Origin of the sequence: Pseudalkalibacillus sp. A8 (assembly GCF_045920555.1) — a bacterium.
GTDB lineage: Bacteria > Bacillota > Bacilli > Bacillales > Fictibacillaceae > Pseudalkalibacillus.
This window is the reverse complement of sequence record NZ_CP174509.1, coordinates 2325612-2352007: the sequence shown is the minus strand read 5'-3', so window position 1 is coordinate 2352007 and position 26396 is coordinate 2325612. Positions and strand designations below refer to the sequence as shown.

23 protein-coding genes are annotated in these 26396 nt (G+C 42.3%); all 23 read right to left on the bottom strand.

From position 1 onward, the window contains the following. Positions 1–226: 226 nt before the first annotated feature. Complete coding sequence (locus ACJROX_RS12215) at positions 227–478, bottom strand: DUF3243 domain-containing protein (RefSeq protein WP_408011033.1); 252 nt, start codon at positions 476–478, stop codon at positions 227–229. Positions 479–553: 75 nt separating this feature from the next. Beyond that, positions 554–1276, bottom strand: coding sequence for an elongation factor P 5-aminopentanone reductase (gene ymfI, locus ACJROX_RS12210; RefSeq protein WP_408011032.1), 723 nt, complete (start codon positions 1274–1276; stop codon positions 554–556). A gap of 175 nt (positions 1277–1451) precedes the next feature. Then, positions 1452–2741 (bottom strand): EF-P 5-aminopentanol modification-associated protein YfmH, encoded by a 1290-nt coding sequence (yfmH, locus tag ACJROX_RS12205; protein ID WP_408011031.1) that lies wholly within the window; start codon positions 2739–2741, stop codon positions 1452–1454. Then, a complete protein-coding gene (gene yfmF / locus ACJROX_RS12200) occupies positions 2741–4024 on the bottom strand; it encodes an EF-P 5-aminopentanol modification-associated protein YfmF (protein ID WP_408011030.1) in 1284 nt (427 codons plus the stop codon). Before yfmF ends, yfmH begins: the two co-directional genes overlap by 1 nt. Positions 4025–4589: 565 nt before the next feature. Continuing rightward, entirely contained in the window at positions 4590–5552 is a 963-nt protein-coding gene (locus tag ACJROX_RS12195) for an ABC transporter permease (RefSeq protein WP_408011029.1), read from the bottom strand. Then, positions 5553–6602 (bottom strand): ABC transporter permease, encoded by a 1050-nt coding sequence (locus ACJROX_RS12190; RefSeq protein WP_408011638.1) that lies wholly within the window; start codon positions 6600–6602, stop codon positions 5553–5555. 6 nt (positions 6603–6608) lie between these two features. Further along, positions 6609–8135: an ABC transporter ATP-binding protein gene (locus tag ACJROX_RS12185; protein WP_408011028.1), complete on the bottom strand. Its 1527-nt coding sequence runs from the start codon at positions 8133–8135 to the stop codon at positions 6609–6611. A gap of 195 nt (positions 8136–8330) precedes the next feature. Beyond that, positions 8331–9431, bottom strand: coding sequence for a BMP family ABC transporter substrate-binding protein (locus ACJROX_RS12180; RefSeq protein WP_408011027.1), 1101 nt, complete (start codon positions 9429–9431; stop codon positions 8331–8333). A 220-nt stretch (positions 9432–9651) separates the two neighbouring features. After that, positions 9652–10380 (bottom strand): GntR family transcriptional regulator, encoded by a 729-nt coding sequence (locus ACJROX_RS12175; RefSeq protein WP_408011026.1) that lies wholly within the window; start codon positions 10378–10380, stop codon positions 9652–9654. 436 nt (positions 10381–10816) lie between these two features. Further along, positions 10817–13180 carry a DNA translocase FtsK gene (locus ACJROX_RS12170; RefSeq protein WP_408011024.1) on the bottom strand — a complete coding sequence of 788 codons (2364 nt, stop codon included), beginning with the start codon at positions 13178–13180 and terminating at the stop codon, positions 10817–10819. A 194-nt stretch (positions 13181–13374) separates the two neighbouring features. Further along, positions 13375–13602, bottom strand: coding sequence for a YlzJ-like family protein (locus ACJROX_RS12165; RefSeq protein WP_408011023.1), 228 nt, complete (start codon positions 13600–13602; stop codon positions 13375–13377). A 14-nt stretch (positions 13603–13616) separates the two neighbouring features. Next, a complete protein-coding gene (locus ACJROX_RS12160) occupies positions 13617–14402 on the bottom strand; it encodes a ClpP family protease (RefSeq protein WP_408011022.1) in 786 nt (261 codons plus the stop codon). A gap of 206 nt (positions 14403–14608) precedes the next feature. Beyond that, on the bottom strand, positions 14609–15487 hold the full coding sequence (gene dapA / locus ACJROX_RS12155) for a 4-hydroxy-tetrahydrodipicolinate synthase (RefSeq protein ID WP_408011020.1): 879 nt from the start codon (positions 15485–15487) through the stop codon (positions 14609–14611). A 27-nt stretch (positions 15488–15514) separates the two neighbouring features. Next, positions 15515–16741, bottom strand: coding sequence for an aspartate kinase (gene dapG, locus ACJROX_RS12150; protein ID WP_408011018.1), 1227 nt, complete (start codon positions 16739–16741; stop codon positions 15515–15517). Positions 16742–16758: 17 nt separating this feature from the next. Continuing rightward, positions 16759–17808 (bottom strand): aspartate-semialdehyde dehydrogenase, encoded by a 1050-nt coding sequence (gene asd, locus ACJROX_RS12145; RefSeq protein WP_408011017.1) that lies wholly within the window; start codon positions 17806–17808, stop codon positions 16759–16761. Between the two features lie 347 nt (positions 17809–18155). Next, positions 18156–18740, bottom strand: a complete 585-nt coding sequence (dpaB, locus tag ACJROX_RS12140; protein ID WP_408011016.1) for a dipicolinate synthase subunit B — start codon at positions 18738–18740, stop codon at positions 18156–18158. An 18-nt stretch (positions 18741–18758) separates the two neighbouring features. Further along, entirely contained in the window at positions 18759–19640 is an 882-nt protein-coding gene (dpaA, locus tag ACJROX_RS12135) for a dipicolinic acid synthetase subunit A (protein WP_408011015.1), read from the bottom strand. Positions 19641–19738: 98 nt separating this feature from the next. Then, positions 19739–19999, bottom strand: a complete 261-nt coding sequence (locus ACJROX_RS12130; protein ID WP_408011014.1) for a YlmC/YmxH family sporulation protein — start codon at positions 19997–19999, stop codon at positions 19739–19741. Between the two features lie 281 nt (positions 20000–20280). Continuing rightward, on the bottom strand, positions 20281–21522 hold the full coding sequence (locus tag ACJROX_RS12125) for a M16 family metallopeptidase (RefSeq protein WP_408011013.1): 1242 nt from the start codon (positions 21520–21522) through the stop codon (positions 20281–20283). 99 nt (positions 21523–21621) lie between these two features. Continuing rightward, complete coding sequence (locus ACJROX_RS12120; RefSeq protein WP_408011012.1) at positions 21622–22617, bottom strand: polysaccharide deacetylase family protein; 996 nt, start codon at positions 22615–22617, stop codon at positions 21622–21624. Positions 22618–22755: 138 nt separating this feature from the next. Continuing rightward, complete coding sequence (gene pnp / locus ACJROX_RS12115) at positions 22756–24861, bottom strand: polyribonucleotide nucleotidyltransferase (protein ID WP_408011011.1); 2106 nt, start codon at positions 24859–24861, stop codon at positions 22756–22758. 178 nt (positions 24862–25039) lie between these two features. Beyond that, positions 25040–25309, bottom strand: a complete 270-nt coding sequence (gene rpsO, locus ACJROX_RS12110) for a 30S ribosomal protein S15 (protein WP_221564435.1) — start codon at positions 25307–25309, stop codon at positions 25040–25042. 137 nt (positions 25310–25446) lie between these two features. Further along, positions 25447–26391 (bottom strand): bifunctional riboflavin kinase/FAD synthetase, encoded by a 945-nt coding sequence (gene ribF / locus ACJROX_RS12105; protein ID WP_408011010.1) that lies wholly within the window; start codon positions 26389–26391, stop codon positions 25447–25449. Positions 26392–26396 lie beyond the last annotated feature (5 nt).

Below are 26396 nucleotides of genomic sequence, written 5' to 3'. Positions count from 1 at the left end.
TCTCCTTTGCAAATTCACCAATATCCGGCATCCTTTCTTAATGATAAATGATTTTCAACTTTAAGAAAAGTAAAATTAAAGAAAACTTGGCAAGTCTTAAACGAAGTGAAAAGAATTGCCTCAATTCCAATTTTCAAATGAAAAAGACTGATCCTTCAAAGAATCAGCTCACTACCTGATAATAGTTAGTGAGTACAAGATTCTTATCGGATCAGCCTTGTTTCCCCTATTGTCTCTCTTGTACTAGCTTGACCATCATACTAGCAATTGAATGACGCTCTTCTTCATTGGCAACATGCCAGAGGTCTGAAAGTACTTTTTCTTCTGCATTTTTCGGTTCAACCTGATCAGCAAGGTATCCCCCGATTTCAGTCGCAATTTCAGTAATCGCTCCATCTTTCATTCCTTTTTCCTCTGCTTGACGCAAACGCTCACTGAGGAAACCTTTCCATTCATTCCAGTTATCAAGAACAGACATGTCTAGTCCCTCCTAGAAAATAAAATCGTTCAAGCCTTATCTTCTCCCAAGAAGGTGAAAAGTATGCATTCATTTTTAACAATACCATGCACCGTTAACCTGTAGGATATGGCCAGTGATGTAAGACGCCTTTTTTGATATCAAATAACCGACAGCATCCGAAACCTCCTCTGGAAGGCCGAATCTTCCAATTGGTATTTCTTCAGAAATTGCTTCTAGCTCTTCGCCAGAAAGGTGGTCATTCATTTTCGTGGCAATGATTCCAGGAGCCACTGCATTTACCCGAATCCCGCTAGGAGCCAGTTCTTTGGATAAAGCTTTGACCATTGTATTCATGCCGCCTTTTACCATTGAATAAAGCACTTCACATGAAGCCCCCGTCTGTCCCCATATGGATGTGATCATGACAATTGAACCTCGCTTCCGTTCAATCATTGAGGGCAGAAGTTGTTGGATAAGCTGAAATGGACTTTTCAACTGCAGTTGAACCATTCCATCGAGTTCCTTTTGGGACACATCCGTGATCAGCCCTGTATGTGAACTTCCGCAATTATAAACAAATACGTCGATCGGCGTTTTTATTTGTTCTGTTAATAAATGAGGTCCCTCTGGATCAGCAAGGTTTGCATTGACCAGTTTACAGTCGACTGCAGAAGAAAACTCGATTTGCAGCTTTTCGACTGCTTGTTTGTTCTGATAATAATGTAAATAAAGGTTATACCCTTGATCGGCCAATTCCCGTGCAATAGCTTGTCCGATCTCCCCACTGGCACCAGTCACCAATGCATAGCTTTTCATACTGCATCCCCTCCCACTTGAAACCTGTAAATCATCGAATTATTTGTCGTTTGCTATGAATGTTTCGAAGTTTGCTACGAATAATTCCTGATTTGCTCCGAATTGACCTTTAGCCTACGTGCTGCATAAAGCAGAGACTGACTTTTTAGCCAGTCTCGTTTAACTACAGTATGCATCAGCTGCTTTTCGGTCGCACCTGGCAGCTCGTAAAGGCTTTTTCTTTAAAATGGTCATTCAACATGGCCCGCAGGTCTTCAGGTGTGATTTGGGCATACATTTCGACCACTTTGAACAAATTCATATCCCCAAATTGGAAACGCGTAAATTGGTTTGCGATATATTCCGGTGAGTTCATTGATCTCAGGAAGCTTCCCATCTTTTTCTTTTTCAGACGGTCGATGGCTTCTGAATCGATCCCTTTGGATTTTGTTGCTTCAACCATTTCATAAATCCGATCAGTCAATCGATCCGGATCACTTGTTTCCCCACCGATAAGGGAAAAGCCAAACTCGGCTTCTTCGGTGTAATCAAAGGAAAACGATTGATCAATCAATCCTTCCGTGTACAATTCTTCATAATTGTCTGAGCTCTGGCCAAATAGATAATCAAGAAGAAGGTTCATACCCAATTCATATTTCAGTCGTTCATCCCCAAAGCGCTTAGGGGTAGCCTGCTTGAATCCGACCATACATTTCGGGGTTTGCACAGTCATTTTGATAACTGATTTCTTTTTGGCGACTTCCGGCGGTTCTTCTTCAAAAAAACGCTCTATTTTTTTTGGTGGGGCAAAATCTTTTCCACTCTGGTTCTCTTTAACAAGCCCCATAATTTCTTCGGCATCGACATTCCCGACAACGAACAACAGCATATTGCCAGGATGGTAAAACGTTTCATAGCAGGTGTACAAGGAATCTTTCGTGATTTTCGCAATCGAAGAAACCGTTCCAGCGATATCAATTTTGACGGGATGATGGTGAAACATATTCTCAATCACTCCGAAATAAACACGCCAATCAGGATTATCATCATACATCTCGATTTCTTGGCCGATGATCCCCTTTTCTTTTTCTACAGTTTTCTCGGTAAAATAAGGGGCTTGCACGAAGTCGATCAACGTCTTCAGATTCTCTTTCACATTTGATGTACTGGAAAAGAGATAGGCAGTCCGTGTAAAAGACGTGAAAGCATTGGCTGAAGCCCCTTGCTTACTGAAGTCCTGGAATACGTCCCCATGCTCCTTTTCGAACAATTTATGCTCCAGAAAGTGTGCGATGCCATCAGGAACCTTCACTGGCTCATTTGAACCCAATGGTGTGAAGTGGTTATCCACCGACCCATATTTCGTCGTAAAGGTAGCATACGTTTTATTAAAGCCTTTTTTAGGTAGAATATATACTTGCAGGCCATTGTCCAGCGTCTCAGAGTATAAGGTTTCTTGTAATTGATCAAAATACGTTTCTTTCATTATTTTTGACCCTCCCCTTTAAGGAAATAGATCGTATCCAATGAAACTGTATCCACTACATTCCGGATATCATCCATCGTGACAGCCTGGATCCCATCAATCCACTCATCGATAGAACGCTGGATACCAGCAACTCTGGAATTATAAAGCATATCGACCCAACTGTTCGGGTTGTCGACAGACTCAAGGAGTTGATTACGGATCATTTCTTTTGTTTGTGATAATTCCGCATCCGTTATATCACCGTTCTTCATCTTTTCCATTTGTTCTTTGATGATCGATACCGCTTTTTCGTAATTTTTAAATTCGATTCCCGACATGACGAAGAGGGCACCGACATGACTTTCGATCCTTGAAACAGCATAGTATGCAAGGCTCGCTTTCTCACGAACATTTATGAACAATTTGGAATGGGAAAAGCCACCGAAGATCCCATTGAATACTTGTATCGCGTAATATTCAGGGTCTGAAAAAGTAATCGAAGTCCTGTATCCGATATGAAGTTTACCCTGCTTGACATCCTGTTCATCAAAAACCACATTCTCCTGGCCTCTGTCAGTGATCTCTTCAAATAGAGCCTCATCCGTATTGATACGTTCATTAAGTTGAAGGGTGGACTTAACCTTTTGTTCCACTTCATCACCATTAATATCTCCGACAATATAGATATCGATCTCATCTTTTTTCATCACATCCTGGTAGTATCGGAACAATTCTTCAGAGGTGATCGCCTCGACCTCTTCTTCCTTTCCAAATGCATGCTGGGCATACCGCTGGCCTTTGAACATTTCTTCGACAAGCCGTTTATTCGCATAACGCATTTTATCATCATAAATCGATTGTATTTTTTGCTTCAGTACCCGCTTTTCTTTTTTTACATTACTTTCATCAAATTTTGTACCATCATTTAAAGGATGCAGTAATACTTCAGCTAAGAAATCAAGGGATTGATCAAGTAATTGTGTGTGGTCCAGAAGGAATTTTTCATTTGAAACATCCATTCGGATCGTGATGATTTGATAATCACCTTTTTTTGCGATCGAGGTCACGAATCCTGCCCCATACATATCTTCTAATAGTCGATGGATATGTAGTGAAGAAGGATAGGATTGTGTCCCAGCTTTTAAAACTTGAGCCAATAAAGCCCGTTTTGTAACGTTTTCTTCTTCAATCTTCCTTTTTATTTGGATCGAAATCGTCGTTGTCTTATATTTTTCCGTTTCTACGAGATGGAGCGTATACCCATCTGCAGGGATGACTCGAGGTTCTTTGGTCCTTGTCATATTTCAACCTCTCCTTTGTCAAGTTTTCACTCAATAGCTTACCCTATTTGTTTCTGAAACATGAAACACTCTTCATTATAATACTCTTCAATGCCATTTTCATAACAATAGGCAAGCCAAATATCCATGATTTACTATGGCTTTGGTATTTTTCATGATTTCTGCGAAATTCACTCCATTTCCGCGGGCTTAAGAAAAGCGGAGCGACACGCTTAGTCACGTATGTCACTGGAAGAATGACGAGGAGGCTCGAACCAAACAAAGTTCGGTTCTGCGTGGGCTCACACATAAGATGTTAAATCAGGGTGTTTCCGCCGCAGGAATTCTGAAGTGATCCAAGTGACTGGTCGCTGAGCTAGACATTACTTCACTGAATAGGTGTTGACACCCTGATTTTACAAAAATCGAAAAACGAAGGGCTCGAAGATCTCGCCTGGCTTGCTTATCCCGCCAGGAGTGTCGCGAATTCCGCTTAAAAACATCCGCTCTTGGATAATCGACAACAGGATTTAACGACGATTAAATTAAAAAAGAACTCCTCATACTATGAGAAGTTCTCTAAAGATCATCGTTTTCCTTTTTCGTATGGCTTACCAATTGCTTTCGGCGCATCCGCTCGGCCTACAAATCCAGCAAGAGCAAGGATTGTCAATACATACGGTGATATGAGCAAGATGACATGTGGTATTTCTTTCAGCAATGGGATCTGTTGCCCAGTAATACTCAATGATTGTGCGAAACCGAAGAACAACGCTGCACCTAATGCGCCAAGCGGGTGCCACTTTCCGAAAATCATCGCAGCGAGAGCCATGAACCCTTGTCCTGCGATTGTCGAGTGAGTAAAGTTTCCGCTGATTGAAGTCGTATACACTGCACCTCCCAATCCCGCGAACGCTCCGCTGAGCATGACTGCTATATAGCGCATCTTCACTACATTGATCCCCATCGTATCAGCGGCCATCGGATGTTCACCTACAGCTCTCAAACGAAGTCCGAACGGCGTTTTAAAGACAATGAACCAGACTATGAATGCTAAAGCAACCGCCACGTATGAAGTGATGTAGGCATCACCGAATAACAATGGTCCGATGAACGGAATATCGGAAAGGACCGGTACGTCTGACTTGAATATACGCTCATTAAGATAAGGCGTCTGACCTGCATCAAATATTTTCTTTACGAGGAAAATCGTCAAACCGGCTGCTAAAAAGTTCAAGGCAACCCCACTGACGACCTGGTCAGCTCGGAACGAAATACTGGCTACTGCATGTAACAAGGAGAAAACGGCACCGATTACGATTGCAACCAAGAACGAAAACCATGGTGAAGCACCACCGAATCCCCACGTCTCTCCATAAAAGGTGAAAACTGCTCCAATGAAGGCACCCATCATCATAAGTCCTTCCAAACCGATGTTGACAACACCGGATCGTTCACTGAAAACACCACCAAGTGCGGTCAATATCAAAGGGGCAGCAGCAAAGATGGCTGTCGGTATGATGATTTCTAATATTTGCATAAGACCCATCTAGATTTTCCCCCTTTTGTTAATGCGGTTTCGCAGCCAGTGAACAAAATAACTCGAAGCTACGAAGAAGATGATGAGAGCAATGACGATCGTGATCAACTCAGGCGGCACCTGGGCCATCGCTTGCATATTCAGGGCTCCTATTTTAAGTCCGCCGAATAGACCTGCAGCGAGGACGATACCGATTGCACTGTTCGCCCCTAATAGTGCTACAGCGATTCCGTCGAAACCGACTCCTGTGAAGGCCGCGTTGATTGTCATATATTGATAAGTGCCGAGACCTTCCATCGCCCCTGCTACACCAGCAAAACCACCAGATATGCACATAGAGAGTATGATGTTTTTCGACACGTTGATACCAGCATAGTTGGAAGCATGCTGGTTGAAGCCCACTGCCCGCAGCTCGTACCCTGTCGTTGTCTTCCATAACAGGTACCACATCAACACTGCTGCCAATACGGCAACAATGATTCCATAATGCAATCTAGAATAGTCGGTTATTTCTTGTAAAAACAATGAAGATAGTGACGCTGAAGACTGGATGTCCTCCGTACGTTCCCCTGGAGCCAACAAGTGATTCCGAATGATAGAATTCGTCACATGTAAAGCAATATAATTCATCATGATCGTCGTGATGACTTCATGCACTCTGAATTTCGCTTTCAAGTAACCAGGGACAACTCCCCATAACGCTCCTGCTACTGCCGCTGCAATGATGGCAAGCGGAACATGGATGAAAGCAGGGACCCCTTCTACCGTGATACCGATATAGACAGATGCCAACCAACCAACTAACAGTTGTCCCTCTACACCAATATTGAATAAACCTGTCCTGAAGGCAAAAGCAACTGCTAAGCCAGAAAAAATCAATGGAGTCATTTGTCTTACGGTCTCACCGATATAATAAGGGTCCGTAAAAATGACACTGAACAAGGATGAATAGGCGTACAATGCATCATAACCGCTTGATATCATGATGATTCCACCGACAAGGAGACCAAGCGCAACTGCAATCACAGGAACGCTGAGCTTGAATAAAATTTGTTGCAATTTCACTTAGTTCTCCTCCTTCTCTGTTCGTTTTGATCCAGCCATCAATAAACCTAGATCTTGTTCCGTCACTTCTTGAGGATCGACGATCGCAATGATTTTCCCTTCATAAATGACAGCAATACGGTCACTGACATTCATGATTTCATCCAATTCGAATGAAAGAAGCAAAACGGCCTTATTCGCATCACGTTCTTCAATAAGTTTTGAATGAATGAATTCGATCGCACCAACGTCAAGACCCCGGGTAGGCTGTGCTGCTATCAACAAATCCGGACTTCGATCCACTTCACGAGCGATGATCGCCTTTTGTTGATTCCCTCCTGACAAAGCCCTGGCTTCGGTATACACACTAGGGGTACGGACATCAAATTGGTCAATCAACTGCTTCGCCTTTTTGAAAATTTGCGGCGCCTTGATTTGTTTGTATTTTGAGTAAGGTTCCTGATAATACGTTTGCAGGACCATATTTTCACCAATGGAAAAATCAAGGACCAATCCATGTTTATGACGATCTTGAGGGATATGTCCTACACCTGATTCTGTCACTTTACGGGGTTTAAGGTTGGTAATCTCTTTTCCATTCAAATGGATTTCTCCGCTGTCTGTTTTACGCAAGCCAGTGATCGCTTCGATCAATTCGGTCTGACCATTCCCATCGACTCCGGCAATACCGATGATTTCTCCAGCCCGAATCGTTAAATCGAGACCATTGACAGCTGAGACGCCTCGAGAATCCCGCACAACAAGGTTTTTGATCTCAAGGACTTCTTGTTGTGGATTTCCTTTGTCTTTCTGGGTAGTGAAGGAAACATCGCGGCCGATCATCATAGATGCTAACTCCTCGCGGTTCGTATCAGCAACGTTCACAGTTCCAATCCCTTTACCTCGACGGATGACTGTACAACGATGGCAAACCTCCATGATCTCTTTCAATTTGTGAGTGATCAAGATGATCGATTTTCCCTCTGCAATGAGCCGCTTCATAATTTGAATCAGTTCTTTGATTTCCTGTGGCGTCAGTACTGCGGTCGGTTCGTCGAAAATCAGGATATCTGCACCGCGATATAATGTTTTTAAAATTTCCACCCGTTGCTGCATACCGACTGAAATATCCTCGATTTTGGCATGCGGGTCGACCCGCAAACCATACTGCCTTGAAATCTCTTCAACTTTCTTTGCAGCGGATTTGATATCGACCTGTGAACGGCGTTTCGGCTCCTGTCCAAGTACGATATTTTCTGTTACTGTAAAATTCTCTACAAGCATGAAATGTTGATGGACCATACCAATTCCTAATTTGTTGGCGATATTCGGATCCGTGATTTCAACTTTCTCACCGTGGACACGGATTTCACCTCTTTCAGGCTGATACAGACCAAAAAGAACGTTCATCAAGGTGGATTTTCCTGCACCGTTTTCCCCTAGCAATGCATGAATTTCCCCTTTTTGAACCTGTAATGTAATGTTGTCATTGGCAACAATGCCCGGAAACTCTTTACGGATATCCCGCATTTCAATGACGTATTCCAACTGTCATCACTCCTACTGTGTTGTTCCGTTTGCATAGGCTGCTGAACCGCCCGCCCAGCTGTTTCCCATGAGTGCTCTTAAGTGTAACAAGAGAGTCTACTTCGATCTTCGACATGCCTTTGTTACACTTAAGAGCATAAATAAAGGGGTTGACACAAACTTATGGGTCAACCCCTCTGTATGGAGCTATAATGATTACATTTCGTTTTTGAACGTTTCGAACTCTTCAGCTGTCTTAGGTACTTCAACCTCACCGGCAACAATTTTCTCTTTATATTCTTTAACCATTTCCAGTGATTCTTCTGAAACGTTATCCTCTGTCGGAGCGATACCGACACCCTCTTCTTCAAGACCGAATTCCACGATTTGTCCACCAGGGAAGTTACCTTCCATTGTTTGAGTAGAGACTTCAAATACCGCAGTGTCTACACGTTTTACCATTGAAGTCAGTGTTACACTCTTGTTGTTGCCTTTATCGTAGATTCCTTCTTCAAATTGGTCACGGTCAACTCCGATCACCCATACATCTTCACCGTTCTTCTTACGGTTGATTGCTTCTGTGAAAACCCCTGCTCCAGTTCCGCCTGCAGCATGATAGATGACATCAACACCCTGTCCGTAGAGAGCAGATGCGATTGTAGCACCTTTTGATGCGTCATTGAAGTCACCAGCATATTGAACAGTTACTTCAGCATCCGGATTAGCTGTAAGGACACCCGCCTTGAAGCCATTTTCGAACTTTGAGATCAATTCACTTTCTACACCACCGATGAATCCGATTTTATTAGACTTGGATTGAAGTCCTGCTACAAGCCCTACAAGGAAAGATCCTTGATGTTCTTTAAACGTGATGCTTGCAACATTTTCAAGCGGATTTCCGTCTGCATCGACTGCTACGCTGTCAACGAGTGCAAATTGTGCCTCTTTCTGTTGTTCAGCTACTTTCTGGATGTCTTCCTGCATTAAGAAACCAATTCCATAGATGATATCAAAGTTTTGACGCACCAAGCTGTTCAAATTCGGGCGGTAATCACTTTGATTTTCAGATTGCAAATAATTGTAGCCCTTCTTTTCTTCAAGATCGTTTTCTTTACCGAATTCTTGAAGACCTTCCCAAGCTGATTGGTTGAATGACTTATCGTCAACACCGCCAGTGTCGGTAACCATTGCTACTTTAAAACCGTCATCTTTTTTATCCCCTGAAGCACCGTCATTGCTTCCGTCGCCTCCGCATGCTGAAAGCAAAGTCCCAGCAGCTAATACCATAGACATCAATAACCCATAACGCTTTTTCATTCCGTACAATTCCCCCTTATTATATTTTCAAATTTTCCTAAATTCTAAAAGCTAAGCGCTTCCAACAACCCCCTGAACCACCTCCTTAAAATCTCTATTTTAAAAAGCATTTAAATGGTGATTTTACGCGAAATTTAATAAAGCTTTTAAAAAAACCGCCCATAACAATGTTCATTTTTTTAAGTGCCGTTTATCATTTGGATCCATTTTGAACCTCATATCACACCCGACGTCTGACCACATGAAAATCAAACTTATCCGCCCTGAAGTAATTCACTGAATATAGGACAGGTGTGTCATTCTGATCATAGTGCATCTGTTTCAAGACGAGAAGAGAAGATTCCGGGGGGCATTCCAAAACCTCGGAAACCCGATCGTGGTAGCCTAAAGGTTCGATATGGGTAACTGCATACAGGACCCGGCTATTAGACTCTTTTTCTAATATATTGAAAAGGGACTCTTCTTCTTTGGATTTGTAGTTCGCAGGCATCAATTTAGCCGGAATCTGATCAAGACAATAAATGACGGGTTGTCCATCTGCAGTACGGACACGTTCCACAATCACCAGTTCATCCGAAGGTTCTAAATCAAATCGCTGGATATCTTCGTCCATCACTTCTCTCGTTTCAGAAGATAAAAATATAGTCCCTGGTGTCTTATCAGCTCGTTCAATCATATCAGTGAGACTGAAAAGCTCCTCAATTCCAGATGAAAAAATAGCTCGGGCACGCACGAATGTGCCGACACCATGCCTCCTGACAACGACATTTTCATCTTCAAGAATTCGTAGCGCTTCCCTAAGCGTCGCGCGACTGATCCCTAGAAGTTTTGATAGTTCAAATTCGCTAGGAAGTCTTTCCCCTTCCTCATAAACACCTGATTCAATATCTTTCTTCAATCGATCTATTACTTGTAAATATAATAGACGATGGTCCGTTTTGATGGTCACACGTCTTCACCCCAAGTGTATTGCATTTTAATCTATTTATTTAACAATATTCGACAATTACTATATCATTTTTACATCAATAAATAAATACTATTTTTACATTATATATAAAAATGTTACGATAATATTTCAATCTGACATACTGCTTGATTGCGCAATTGGACTTTCTTTTTGTATATTCGCGTTTTAATGGTCTCAATGCTCCTCTTTGAGTACGTCATTTTGGTTTTTTCCATTTTCACGGTCTCAAAACCCCTCTTTGAGTACGTCATTTTGAATTTTTTCCATTTTCATGGTCTCAATGCCCTACTTTGAGTATGTCATGTCATAACGAAAACGACCCGTGTGATTTAACGGGTCGTTTCATATGTCATTTAATCATTAAGCACACAAAAACGGAATCCTTTACTTTCCGGCTTGTTCTTTATTACTCGCATCAACTGGAAGAAGCATCTTGATCCATGCTTGAAACGAGCACTTCCCGCGGTTTACTTCCTTCATACGGTCCAACGATGCCTCTTGCCTCCATAGCATCGATCAACCTTGCCGCACGGGTGTAACCGATCCGGAAACGTCTTTGCAGCATGGAGACGGAAGCTGTTTGCATATCAACGATCAAGTTGACGGCATCATCAAAGAGTTCGTCCTCGACTTCCTCGACTTTTTTATCAGGCTCATCAGTAGGGATCATTTCTTCTTGATACTTCGCTTTTTGCTGGCCGATAACGAAATCGACAACCTGTTGTACTTCTTCATCCGAAAGAAAAGCACCTTGAACACGTGTCGGTTTATTGGCACCAATCGGAAAGAACAACATGTCCCCTTTACCGAGCAGCTTTTCAGCTCCTCCCATATCGAGAATGGTTCGTGAATCCGTAGAAGACGAGACGCTGAATGCAATCCTTGACGGAATGTTTGCCTTGATGACCCCTGTGATGACATCCACTGATGGTCTTTGTGTCGCAATGATCAAATGGATTCCTGCAGCACGTGCCATCTGAGCCAGTCTTGTAATCGCATCTTCCACATCCCCTGAAGCAACCATCATCAGGTCAGCTAATTCATCAACGATGACGACGACATAAGGCAACAATGCCTGCTTTGCATCCGATTCTTCATTTTTCCGTTTGATCATGTTGTTAAAACCTTCAATGTTCCTTGTACCACTATGGGAGAACAATTCATATCGACGTTCCATCTCATTGACGACCCGTTTCAGGGCCTGAGCTGCTTTTTTCGGTTCTGTTACTACCGGCGCAAGAAGGTGAGGTATACCGTTGTAAACATTCAATTCGACCATCTTTGGATCGATCATCATCATTTTCACTTCATGCGGTTTAGCTTTCAACAATATGCTGGTGATTATGCCGTTTACACATACACTCTTACCACTGCCTGTCGCACCTGCAATCAATAAGTGCGGCATTTTGCTAAGGTCAGCGAGTATCGGTTCACCAGAAATATCACGGCCCAATCCGATGCTCAGCTTCGCATTCAGATCGTTGCGCTTCGTATCGACGACTTCCCTTAATGAAACCATCGACACTTCCTGATTCGGCACTTCAATACCTATGGCTGATCTGCCGGGAATCGGGGCTTCAATACGCAGATCCTTGGCAGCAAGTGCCAGGGCAAGGTCATCGGTCAAGTTGACGATCTTACTAACCTTCACACCGATCGCCGGTTGTACTTCATATTTTGTAACAGCAGGCCCTAAATGGACTTTGACTACCTTAGCCTTGACACCGAAGCTTTCAAACGTCCGCTCAAGCTTTCTAGTGTTCTCTGACACATGTTGTCTTTCACGATGCTGTCCGGACTTGACAGGACGGCTTAACAAATCATAGGGTGGCAGTTCATAGGATTCATTTTCCATTTCTGCTATAGAAAATCCAGAGGCGACTTCACCAGTCTCTGCATTCGGCTCATCAATGGCCTTGGAAGGTTTAGGGTTTTCTTTTTCAGTATTATTCTTTTGAAGTTCTTTTTGCTTTAATTCTTCAAACTCGAATGCTTCTTGATATGTGTTTTCTGTAAAATCTTCAATGATCGGTTCAGAATATGGTTCCCCCTCAAATTCTTCTGCTGGCTTAGCTTCATTTTTATTCTTCGTTGTCCGTTTGCCCCGTGTCTTCCGCTCCTTTTTACGTTCTTCTTGCTTCTGTTCCCTCTTGCTCTGAATGTGTTCTTTCCAATCACTATATGTATTCAAGATGAATTTTTTTAACGGTACAACAACTTTTGCGAGAATATCATTCGTGGAGAGTCCTGTGATCAACAAGACCGCGATGACCCACATGAAGAAAATGATGACTTGTGTTCCCTCAGGTGCGAATAAGACATAAGTGAATGCAAAACCAAAGGCACCGATCATACCCCCACCCAAATCATAAGTACCCACATCTGCTCCATGTTGGCGTAAAAACAATTCCCACGTATTCTGGATCACAGAAGGATTTTCCCACTCTCCATTACGTGAAAGAAGGTCGAATAGCTTGACGTGACTTTGAAGCAGTAAACCGAGAACGAACAGGTAGACACCACTCAGTCGCCGTGTGAAAAAACTAGGCCATGCCCGTTTCCAAATAATATAAATGGAAAGAATAAAGACTCCTAACATCAGGATCCCGTACCATTCTCCTCCGAACAGACGGAATAAACCAGAGAACATATTACCGACTTTTCCGAACTCAGCCGCGGCGATCAATGTCATTGCAAGCAACAACAGTCCGAAAACTTCAAATGAAAGCTGGGATTTCCAGCCTGACGACTTTTTATTCTTTTTTTTACGTTTTGCCATTTTTTCACCTCTCGTGACATATACTTTTCTCGATGTATGTGGTGATGAGTTTCTATAGTTATGTATTGCAAAAGGGCTGACCCGTTTTAAGAGTAAGACTGTGTTAACACACGAAGGACTTAAGATACCGTGTTAAACGAGTCGAACACTTAAGAGTCAACCCACTATAAGTAGTGTTATTATATCATACTGGACTACTGTGAACTAGATGGACTTTCATCGTAGTTGTAGCTCTTTTTCAAAACGGTCCCTGGCTGCAGACTTGGGTCCAGGTAGTGATAAGGATCTGTACTTAGCAAATTCACTATCCTGCATTGGTTCTCATCAAGATGTTCCACCATCATCGATATACCGTTCATCTCAATCATAGAATGCTTGTCATAATTTTCAGCGGCAATATTGAAAACCAATTCGTTAGGCATGGAAGTATAAAGGATCATTGGATCAAATCCTGTTCTTTATCAGATGGTTTTTTAGCTTCTATAAATTCGTACAATTTCTTCATCGCTTTTCCGAGTCCTCCGACTTCATCGATCAATCCGTAAGATACAGCATCGTCCCCAACTACGTTCGTACCGATATCCCGTGTAAGATTTCCTTTCGATAACATCAATTCTTTGAATTTCTCTTCAGAAATATTGGAATTCCTCAGAACAAAATTGATCACTCGTTCTTGCATCTTATCAAGGTACTCGAATGTTTGAGGCACGCCGATCACCAATCCAGTCAATCGGACAGGGTGGATCGTCATTGTCGCCGTTTCTGCGATGAAAGAATAATCCCCAGCTACAGCGATCGGGACTCCTATCGAATGTCCACCACCAAGTACCAGGCACACTTTCGGTTTGGATATAGACGCAATCATTTCCGCAATCGCTAAGCCTGCCTCTACATCCCCACCCACTGTGTTGAGTATGACTAAAAGACCTTCTATTTTAGGATTCTGTTCTATGGCAACCAATTGGGGGATCATGTGTTCATACTTTGTTGTCTTATTATTCGGAGGAAGTTGAACATGCCCTTCGATCTGTCCGACGATCGTCATGCAATGGATATTAGACTGCTCCATTTGCGGTACATTCGTCTGCCCCATCTGCTGGATTTTATTGATCAGGCTTGATGAGCTATCATCTTTGTTCTTATCTTGTTTATTCGGTTTTTGTGGTTGGGTTGGCTGGGTCGGAGTTACATCTTTGTTTTCGTTGTTCAGCTGCTCGTTCATGGCGGACTCCTTTCACAACATTCATTACTTTCCCTTTAGTATTGTCTTATTCGGAATCATTCTATCCATTATAAAAAAGAAGTTTCTCCGTTGGCAAGTCACCATCTGTGGAGGGAAAAATGATGAAAATTTTGGATCCTTACCAATGGAATCAGAAAAAACAAAAAAGAGATCGACCAGCTCATTAGGTCAACCTCTTTCTGTTTTTAAACAGTATGATAATTGTTCAATAATGATGTCAAACGGACACGTTCCTGCTCCGTCAGAGGAATCAGCGGAAGTCTCACACCACCAACATCAACTCCAGAAATCTGAAGGGCTGTTTTAACTGGTGTCGGGCTTGGCGTAGCAAACATTTCCTTCATGATCGGTAAAAGTTTTCCGTGCAGGGCAGCTGCCTCTTTTATGTTTCCAGCAAGGAAAGAAGCGATCATTTTTTGCATATCATTTCCGATCACATGGGATGCGACAGATACGATTCCATTTCCGCCAATAGCCATTATTGGTAACGTAAGACCGTCATCCCCGCTGTATAGGGCGAAATCATCATTTGTTCTCGTAATGATTTCAGTGATCTGATCAAAATCGCCGCTTGCTTCTTTGACACAAACGATGTTATCGATTTCTGATAACCGGACGATGGTATCTGTTGTCATATTAACGACGGTCCGGCCAGGAACATTGTATAACATGATTGGAAGCTTTGTTGCTTCAGCGATCGTTTTAAAGTGTAGATAAAGCCCTTGCTGGTTCGGTTTATTGTAGTATGGCGCCACTAGCATGATGCCATCTACACCGGCTTCTTCGGCTTGCTTGGTCAGCTCAATCGAAGCATGAGTGTTATTGCTGCCAGTACCAGCAATGACTGGAACCCGCTTCTGAACAACTTTGACGACATGCTTGAATAATGCTACCTTCTCTTCTTTCGTCAAAGTAGGGGATTCTCCAGTAGTTCCTGCAACCACGAGACCATCCGACCCATTCTTGATCAAGTATTCGACCAATTTTGTAGTCCGCTGGAAATCGATGTTTCCTTTATGGTCGAATGGAGTGACCATTGCGGTCAATACTTTTCCAAAATCCATCTTACTATACTCCTCCTTATAACTGCATCAGATACGATCGCCTTGATCAAGCTCGAACACTTGATGAAGCGCATTAACAGCGTTGATCATATCCTCTTCTTGTACAAGCACCCAAATCGTCGTATGGGAGTCAGCTGATTGCAGGATGTTGATGCCTTGCTTTGAAAGGGCGCCGACAATTTTCGCAGTTACCCCTGGAACCCCTGCGATTCCTGCACCTACCGCCGAAACTTTTGCACAATTACGTTGGACATCCGCCTCATAACCTAACTCGTTCAAAATTGTAACCGCGTCATCTGTCAAATCAGAATTGATCGTATAGATCACTCCCCGCGGGCTGATATTGATGAAGTCTACACTGATTTGTCTCTCTGCCATCGCTTTGAAAATTTTAGATTGGAAATGATAATCTCCATCAGGAGCTTGGACTTTGATCTGAGTAACGTTCGATACGTGGGCGATCCCGGTGATCAGACGATCCTCTATGTCTCTTCCTGCTCCACCCCCAGCAGAGGATGTAACCAACGTTCCTTCATGGTCAGAATAAGTCGAACGGATCCGGATCGGTACTTTTGATTGCATTGCGATCTCCACTGCTCTGGGGTGAATGACTTTTGCCCCCTGATAAGCCATGTTACATATTTCATTATATGTTACCACATCAAGATGGCGTGCATCCTGGACAATACGTGGATCAGCAGTCATGACACCTTCTACGTCCGTGAAGATATCAATCACTTCAGCTTTCAATGCAGCACCAAGTGCCGCTGCAGAAGTATCACTTCCGCCTCTTCCAAGAGTAGTTACGTCCCCTTCCGTAGATTGTCCTTGGAACCCCGCTACTACAACCACATCCAATTCTTCCAGCGCATGGACGATTTTTTTGCAATCCATCTCTACGATTTTAGCATTTGTATGCTCTGTATTCGTTTTGAATCCTGCCTTTGCACCAGTAAAAGCTAATGACTGGATGTTCTTCTGCTTCAGCAAGTTAGAAAAGACAACCGATGAAATCACCTCTCCACAAGACATGAGAATGTCTATTTCTTTTGGGCTGATCGATGCAGGATTTCCTGTTATCAAACTTAAGAGCGTGTCAGTTGCATAGGGATCTCCATTTCTTCCCATTGCAGACACGACTACTACGACTTTTTTTCCTTCTTTAACAGTATTATATACATGTTGCACGGCGTGATTACGTCCATCTTCGGATTTTAAGGAAGTCCCGCCGAATTTTTGTACAACGATATTCATTGATGCACCTCGCTAGTTTATTTCAATAAATCAAGTTTGACGAGACTTTCAGCGATTTGTACAGAATTCAATGCGGCACCTTTCAGCAAGTTATCAGAAACGACCCACATATGAAAGCCATTCGGACGGTCAAGGTCCTTACGTATACGACCTACAAATACATCATCTTTTCCGACGCAATCGGCAGGCATCGGGTACAGCTGTTGTGAAGGATCATCCTGGAGCAATACTCCTGGAGCATCTGAAAACAATGCTTTCAATTCTTCGACTGTTACATTGTCATTACCAACTTCTACATAGACAGATTCCGAATGTCCTGTTTCTACTGGCAGACGGACACACGTAGCCGCAACTTCAAGCTCTTGCATGCTCATGATTTTTTTCGTTTCATTGATCATTTTCATTTCTTCGAACGTAAAACCGTTATCCTGGAATTTATCAATTTGCGGAACAGCATTGAAGGCGATTTGATAGTGCTTTTCATCTCCAGCTACTGGCAGGACTTCCGGTGAGAATTCTTCCTCATCTAAAATTGCCCGGGTTTGGTCATTAAGCTCATTGATTGCCTTAGCACCTGCACCAGAAACGGCCTGGTAAGTGGAAACGATCACTTTATTCAATCCATACTTCTTGCGGATCGGTTCAAGGGCAACGACCATTTGGATAGTTGAACAGTTCGGGTTAGCAATAATTCCGTTATGGGCATGAAGCGCCTCTTCATTAACCTCAGGAACGACAAGCGGAGTATTCGGATCCATCCTGAAGGCACTTGTATTATCTACGACGACAGCACCTCGTTTTGCTGCTTCTGGTGCGAGATCTTTTGAAATTGATCCTCCAGCAGAAAACAGGGCAATTTGAACACCTTCGAATGCAACTGGTGTCGCTTCTTCAATCGTGAAATCTTCACCTTTGAAGTTGATTGTTTTTCCTGCAGAACGCTTACTTGCTAATAACTTCAGAGAAGCGATTGGGAAGTTTCTTTTTTCTAATGTTTTGAGCATTTGCTGACCTACTGCTCCAGTAGCCCCAACAACTGCAACGTGGTATCCTTTGTTAGATTCCATTGTTATGTCCCTCCTCAAAATTCATCTTTCTATATTTCTACAATATATACTAAGCCCCGTCCATTTTCAGCTACTCAGGACCTGTTTACAAAAACCTAAGTATAAATAAAAATCATAACATGAATGCCTTGATTAAGCTATACAACAGGGCTGATTCAACAGGATCAATCAAACGAAAACACAATATAATTCTGAATTCTCTTATCAAAAAACGATAGAAGGAGAAACAACATGGTTTCTCCTGTATCTCATGGTCATATTGTCATTTATTTTACCATATCATTGATTGTAGAGGTAAGAATTCTTTTTTAAAAGAAGGATCTTTTGTCTGGAAAAAATTACATTCATCAATATATTCGTAACACAGGCTGTAATTGGTGACCATCCAACGCAGCCTCTACAGTTTCTGCCAAAAGATCCATATGAGCCACCAACGAATTCGGTTTATTTTGCGGTGAGTCCTGCCCATAAGGTATGAAATAGATATTTTTTGCTGCCATCAATCTCATGATATTGACGCCATTCAATCCTAGTCCGTCGTTTGTTGAAATACCTAAAACGACAGGATTTAAATTTCTCATCGTAGCCTTTGCTGCCATCAATACAGGCGAATCCGTCATTGCATTTGCGAATTTACTGATTGAATTTCCTGTCAATGGAGCGATGACCATACAATCCAGAGGTGTTTTGGGTCCAAATGGTTCCGCTTTGACAATGGAATCGACTACTTCATTCCCGGTGATATCTTCAATCTTCTTGATCCAATCTTCACCTTCTCCAAACCTCGTCGTCGTGTTCTGAACTGTAAAAGTAACAAATGGAGTGACGTTGGCACCAGAATCCACTAACTTTTGGATTTGAGGGACTACTGCCTCATAGGTACAGTGTGAACCAGTCAAACCGAAGCCTATATGTTTACCCTCCAGTTTCATTCTACTTGCCCCTTCCTCTTAATTGCTTTCATCCATAAGTAATTGTGTCAAAACGTTCGCAATGATCTTACCGGCTGTCTTCGGAGCGACGATACCCGGTAACCCAGGAGCTAGCAATGCTTTGATCCCTCTTTTTTCAGCAAAACGAAAATCCGTACCTCCAGGCTTGGAAGCTAGATCGATGATCAAAGTGTGAGATGGCATTTTTGAGATGACATTGGAAGTGATGATTGGTGCTGGAATTGTATTGATACATACATCGATCGATTCTACTTCATTTTCTAAATCGTCGAGATAGAATGGTTTGAATCCCATCTCAGTTATACGAGCTATATGTTCAGATCTCCTGGCTCCCACAGAAACGTTGGCCCCTAAATTAGCAAATGTCCTTGCTACAGAGAATCCAACACGACCGAAGCCTAATACCACAAGATTGGATTGGTGGATCGTAAAATCTGTATGCTGTATAACCATCATGATGGTACCTTCGACAGTAGGGATAGCATTATAAATAGCGACATCATCCCGCTCGAATAACTTGATATGCTTTTTGTTTGCATTCGATGTACATTTTGTCAAATAAGGATTCGTGATACCAGAAAAAACCGTACATGACTGTTTCGTTTTTTGTAGAATATCTTCTGTGAAATATATTTTTTTGTTCGAAAATATCGTATCGATCTCTCCCCCCGGTCCACTGCCGCTGACCGGGAGGATCAAAGCATCCAATTCACCTAATGGCAAGTCATCCAGATCCATTTTAGTTGCGCCGGTGAATCCATGGTCCAGTTGATCGAACCCGACTAAATACAGACTCGCGTTCAATGCTGTCAGTTTTCTAATCACTTCAAGCTGACGTGCATCGCCGCCTATGATCGCCGCTTTAATTCCTGTTAACATCCTTCCTCCCCTTTCTCATTCGTCATTAATAACGGAGGAATAATCATACTTGAGTGCTGATTCTTCAACATCATATGAAGAATATACTTTCATGGTGATTATTTATATTCGGTTTGGACATCCGCTTGTGAAGGGTCCACAAGAATTGTTTCTTCACCCACTCGATAAATTTTATTCCACTTAAATTGTATGATTGATTTCCTTTTCCGCAACCCGTTCCATTCAGTTAATGGAATTTCCAGCGTATGTATATACCCTGCTTTCTCATCAATGATGAATTCTGCATAAGATAAAACCCCAAGCTTCTCGCCTTTTGTATAATCAATGATCTCTTTCCCCAAGATTTCACTTAACCTCATATCCCTTTCCCTCCTAATTTGCTTATCATTCTATATATATGTTCCGATAAAAGACCAATCCACAAATATATGGAGAAAATTGATGCAGAAATATGGTACAGCTAACAATTAATAGAGAGGATTCTTTATATTTGGAAATTCACTCTAAAGAAAACTTGGCGAAGTCAAGCCTTAAGTGAAGACAGTATTAAATACATTCTTACAGTGAAAGAACTCAACATTATCCCCTAACAATACCAATAGAAAAATGGGTGACCCTGTTTAGAGTCCCCCCATTTAAATCAATTCGGAAAATTTTTCGGGAATTGCCCGCCCGGACTGATGAGTGAGCTTGAAAAATCGTCTGTGAAAATTTGTTGGATGAGCCGATCGACATTTACCTTGGTAACGGCATCTATACTCTGTAAGATTTCATCTAACGATCGATGTTTCCGTAACAGCAATTCATGTTTTCCATTCCTGCTCATACGGCTGTTCGTACTTTCCAAGCTCAGCATAAGACTTCCTTTAATCTGCTCTTTACTGTTGGCAACTTCTTTTTCAGTAACTCCTTCATCCTTCAATGTATGAATGATATTGGAAATCGTATTGTACACTTCATCCAGCTGTCCTGGTGCCGTTCCAGCATAAATATTGAATACACCCGTATCCAAATGAGCTGAATGATAGGAAAATACAGAGTATGCAAGCCCTCGCTGCTCTCTCACCTCTTGGAACAATCGGCTGCTCATGCTGCCCCCGAATATATTGTTGATGATGATCAAATCAAATATGCTTTGGTCTCCTACCGGTAATCCTTCATAACCGATGCAAAGATGCGCCTGTTCCGTATCCTTCTTCCGTGCTTTCTTTTCCGTACAGAATGCAGGCTTTTGAGGAACAGGTTTCTTATTGGAGGTGGTGAAGCCGCCGAAATGTCTTTCAACTTCCTGGATGAATGAATCGTCTACATTCCCTGCAATTGAAATTACAACGTTGTCAGGGGTATAGAAATCATTCATATAAGCTCTTAGTATATCCCCGTTGAATGTATTCAAAGTATCTTCGGTTCCGAGGATCGGATATGCCAGGGGATGATGACTATATGTCGCCTGGCTCAATAAATCATGAACAATATCATCAGGCGTGTCTTCGTACATTTTAATCTCCTCAAGCACCACGTTCTTCTCTTTTACAAGTTCGTCTTCATCGAAGGTGGAATTGAAAAACATATCCGAAAGTGTTTCTAGTGCATGTGAGGCGTGATTGTCCAATACTTTGGCGTAATAACATGTATACTCTTTTGAAGTAAAGGCGTTCACTTGCCCTCCTATGCTGTCAAATGATTCTGCGATTTCTCTTGCATTCCTCGTTTTCGTCCCTTTGAAGAACATATGCTCTAAGAAGTGGGAAATACCATTATTGTCCTTGTGTTCAAAACGGGACCCTGTGCCGATCCATATACCGATTGCAACCGATCTCACACTAGGAATGTTTTCTGTTACAATTCGTACGCCATTCTTACACGTATGTTTTGTTATCAAACTCTTTCCTCCTAAATTGTCAAACAGGCAAATTATGTAGGTATTTTGGTACTTACTTTTATATAAAACCACTATACCATTTAAGCCTATAATCGACAATTATTTGTCAGTCTCCCCCAGCTTATCTGCTTTTACTAGTCTCTTTTCGCTTATTAGCTGTGATACCGTACCAATCGAATAACCTTTCGCCCGTATTCCTTGTATCATTTGTTCTAGGCCTTTTGCCGTTGATGAAGTAGGATGCATTAGTACCATAGCACCTGGGTGTATTTTATTCACCACATGGCTCGCCATTTCGTTTGGCTCCGGTTTTCTCCAATCTACTGTATCTACTGACCAAAGTATGGTGTGCATATTCATAGAGGATGCAATGTTGACCACATCCATCCGGAAACTCCCACTTGGAGGTGCGAACCAGGTTGGTGTTACATCCAACGTGCTTTGGATGATTTCATTCGTTTTATGGATTTCCTCCCGGATCCTCTGATTTGTCAGGGTCTTCATATCTGGGTGTGAATAAGCATGATTTCCGATTTCATGCCCCTCCTCAAAAATGACTTTGGCTAGATCCTGGTTCTTCTTGACCCATGAACCATCCAGGAAAAACGTCGTATGAACTTTATGCTTTCTCATCGTCGCAAGAATTTCAGGCAGATATTCATTTCCCCATGCGACGTTGACCAGTAAAGTGACCATAGGTTTATTCGGATTTCCTTTATAAATCGGAGAGGGAGGGAGATCTTCCAATGAAACTTTAGGTTTTGTCTGTTTATATACAATCAAGGATTCATCGAATTTCTTTCTTTTTTTCATTCGTTCATATGAAGCCTCGATGTCGACTGATAGACCGTTATAACCAGGGATCGCTTTCCATACAGGATCAATTCGGGCATTTACTGGCTTGATATTATGTTCGCCCGAATAAAGTTTGATCTGATCAAGTAATGGAGCGGTATTCGATTCTGAAACTGTTACAGCAGAGAAAGCTTCATTCTTCAGTGTGGAGATATAACGATGTGAAAGCGGGTTTTGGACACTCATATATGTAATGAATAATATGGAAACTGAAATGATGATTGTCTTGTATCCCTTCATCTGCGATCTACCCCTTTCAATAGTTAACGTATGATTGGCTAGGACAGGGTAGAACGTTTGAAAGATGAAAAGCGTTGATTTTGGATAGGATGTGAAAAGAGGGTTAAAAAAAAGAGGCGGATCAATCGAATCCGTCTCTTACTTCTGTTCTTGTTCTTTCTTCTGCTCTTTCAAAACAGCTTTTCTGGAAAGGTTGACCCGGCCCTGGTTATCGATTTCGGTGACCTTGACCATTATTTCATCCCCAAGCTTGACGACATCTTCCACTTTCGGGATACGTTCCATTGCAAGCTCGGAAATATGAACGAGTCCATCTTTTCCGCTGAACAGTTCAACAAATGCTCCAAACTTTTCAATTCGTTTGACTTTTCCAAGATAGATTTCTCCAACCTCAACTTCGCGTACGATATCTTCAATCGTTTCTTTCGCTTTTCGGTTCATTGCTTCATCTGTTGAAGCAATGAAAATGGTACCATCTTGCTCGATGTCTATCTTGACCCCAGTCTCTTCAATGATCTTGTTGATGATCTTACCGCTTGGCCCGATGACATCACGGATTTTATCTGCCTTGATTTTCATGGTTAGGATCTTAGGTGCATATGAAGAAAGTTCTGTTCTCGGTTCAGCCAATGTGCTGAGCATAGAATCTAAAATCTTCATACGGCCTACTTTAGCCTGTAACAATGCTTCCTGCAAAATTTCTCGGTTGATTCCAGAAATCTTTATATCCATTTGAAGTGCCGTGACACCTTGTTTTGTGCCAGCCACCTTGAAGTCCATATCGCCTAGATGGTCTTCCATGCCCTGGATGTCAGTAAGTACAGTGACATCCTCCCCATCACTGATCAGACCCATTGCAATCCCTGCTACAGGTGCTTTGATTGGAATACCAGCATCCATCATCGCCAGCGTGCTCGCACAAATGCTTGCTTGTGAGGTAGATCCATTGGACTCCAATACTTCACTTACAAGACGGATCGTATATGGAAATTCATCTTCAGAAGGAACTACAACTTCAAGCGCACGTTCTCCTAATGCACCATGACCGATTTCACGGCGACCTGGTCCCCGCATGAATCCAGTCTCTCCTACACTGAATGGAGGGAAGTTATAGTGATGCATGAATCGTTTAGATTCTTCCATGTCAAGTCCATCAAGAACCTGAACATCACCTAGTGCTCCCAATGTACAGATGCTGAGCGCTTGTGTCTGACCACGCGTGAACAAACCGGATCCGTGAGTCCTTGGTAATAGGTCGACCTCGGATGAGAGTGGGCGGATTTCATCAATCTTACGACCATCTGGACGCATTTTATCCTTCAAAATAAGACGACGAACCTCTTGTTTGATAAGCGTATGTAAGATTTCTTTCGCTTCAACAGCTTTTTCTTCGTCTTCCTCATATTGCGCGAGGACTTTTTGAGTGACAGCATCAAGTGCGTCTTGTCGAGCGTGTTTTTCAACTACTTTTACAGCTTCTTTCACTTCATCGAGAAATTGAGCACTCACTTCTTCGGTAAGTTCCTGATCAAGCTGATGCAGTTGTACTTCCATCTTTTCTTTGCCAATTTCTTCAGCAATACTTTCCTGAAAGGCGATCAGACGTTTGATTTCTTCATGTCCGAACATGATTCCTTCGAGCATCACTTCTTCAGGTACTTCCTGTGCTCCTGCTTCAACCATGTTGATTGCGTATTTCGTACCTGCTACGACAAGATTGATATCGCTTTGTTCCTTCTGCTCTACAGTAGGATTGATGATGAAGTCGCCATCGATTCTTCCGACTGTTACTCCGGCAATCGGTCCTTCGAATGGAATATCTGAAATAGTCAATGCAAGTGAGGAACCGAACATTGCAGCCATTTCTGAAGAACAATCCTGATCGACACTCATCACTGTACTGACGACTTGAACTTCATTTCTGAATCCATCAGCAAATAGTGGTCGGATCGGCCGGTCAATCAGTCGGGAAGCAAGGGTCGCTTTCTCACTTGGTCTTCCTTCACGTTTGATGAAACCACCCGGAATTTTACCGACCGCGTATAGTCTTTCTTCGTAATTGACAGTTAGTGGAAAAAAGCTAAGGTTTTTAGGTTCTTTGGAGGCTGTGGCTGTCGAGAGAACCGCTGTGTCACCATAGCGGACCATAACTGCGCCGTTAGCCTGTTTAGCTAAGTTTCCAATCTCAAGGGTCAGCGTGCGACCGGCCCAATCGATAGAATAAACATGCTTGTTTTGCTCCATTTCTCAGAGAACTCCTCTCAAACTTACAAAATTATTGGTTGTCTTGTACTAGTATAACCCAAAAATATATATTCAAAAAGCTAATAAATCTATCTAGATGTAAGTAGGACTTGAATATGTATCGATAGGTTTTTAAAGCTAATAAAAAAGCGGGTATAACCCCCGCTTTTTTGATGAACTATCGACGTAAACCAAGTTTGTTAATAAGTGTACGGTAACGTGTAACATCTTTCTTACGTAAGTACGTCAACAAATTACGTCGCTTACCAACCATCTTCAACAGACCACGACGAGAGTGATGATCTTTCTTGTGTGTACGTAAGTGATCGTTCAATTCGTTGATTTGCTCAGTCAGGATAGCAATTTGTACTTCTGGTGACCCAGTATCGTTATCGTGAGTCTTGTACTCGGCGATCAAGTCGTTTTTACGTTCTTGTGAAATAGCCATCCTTTTCACCTCCTTTTCTAGTAATCCCCAATCTCCCTAGCAAACGTCGGTGAATCGTTATGCCAAGAAGCGGTTCTGTACAAATTGTACAACTACAAGAATAACGCTTTTCAAGTCTAAATGCAAGCCATGACCGTTCATGTTTTATGAAAGATTTGTGTTACTTCCTCGATATCGTTTGTAATTTGTTCTTTCAATTCCTCGATTGAGGAAAATTTCTTTTCCTGCCTGATATGATGACACCATTCTACTTCAACGTCTTCCCCATAAATGGAAGCATCAAAAGAAAACAAATGGATTTCCACGGTTGGGAGCTCAGGTTTTTCATCATTGAAAGTTGGTTTATACCCAACATTGCAAACACCTTCGTACCACTCGCCTTTCACCAGCATACGAACTGCATAAACACCTGTCTGCGGTAATAAGTAAGTGTCTGAAGGCTGGATATTGGCAGTCGGAAAACCGATTGTATGACCTCGATGATCGCCATGGACAACAGTTCCTTTGATCGTATAACTACGACCCAGATATTTTGGGATCTGCTCCACTTTCCCTGAATCGATCAATGATCGGATCAATGTGGAACTAACTTTTTCACCATCAATGGATACCTTATCGACAACTGTGTGTTTGAATTGGTTTCGAGAATGGAACGGAAGTGTTTCCATCGTTCCTTCACCTTTTTTGCCAAATGAAAAGTCAAACCCGGCAATCACATGTTTGACATTGAAGCCAATGATGAAATCATCAACGAATTGTTGTGGTGTAAGGGAAGCGAATGATCTACTGAAATTGACGATATAAAGCCGATCGATTCCCATCGCTTGAATAAGAGACCGTTTATCTTCAATCGGTGTAATATGCGCTTTTTCCGTCCGTTCCCTGCCAAGGACCACAGAAGGGTGAGGATCGAACGTCATGACCGCCGACTCCGATTCCGAATTATCTGCAATGTGTTTGGCAGCATTGATCACTTTTTGGTGACCTAAATGGATTCCATCAAAATATCCGATAGCCATTGCAGTTGGTGGAGCACCCTTCAATTGGTCCAATTGGGTAAGGTCAATCTTATACGTTTTCAAATTAC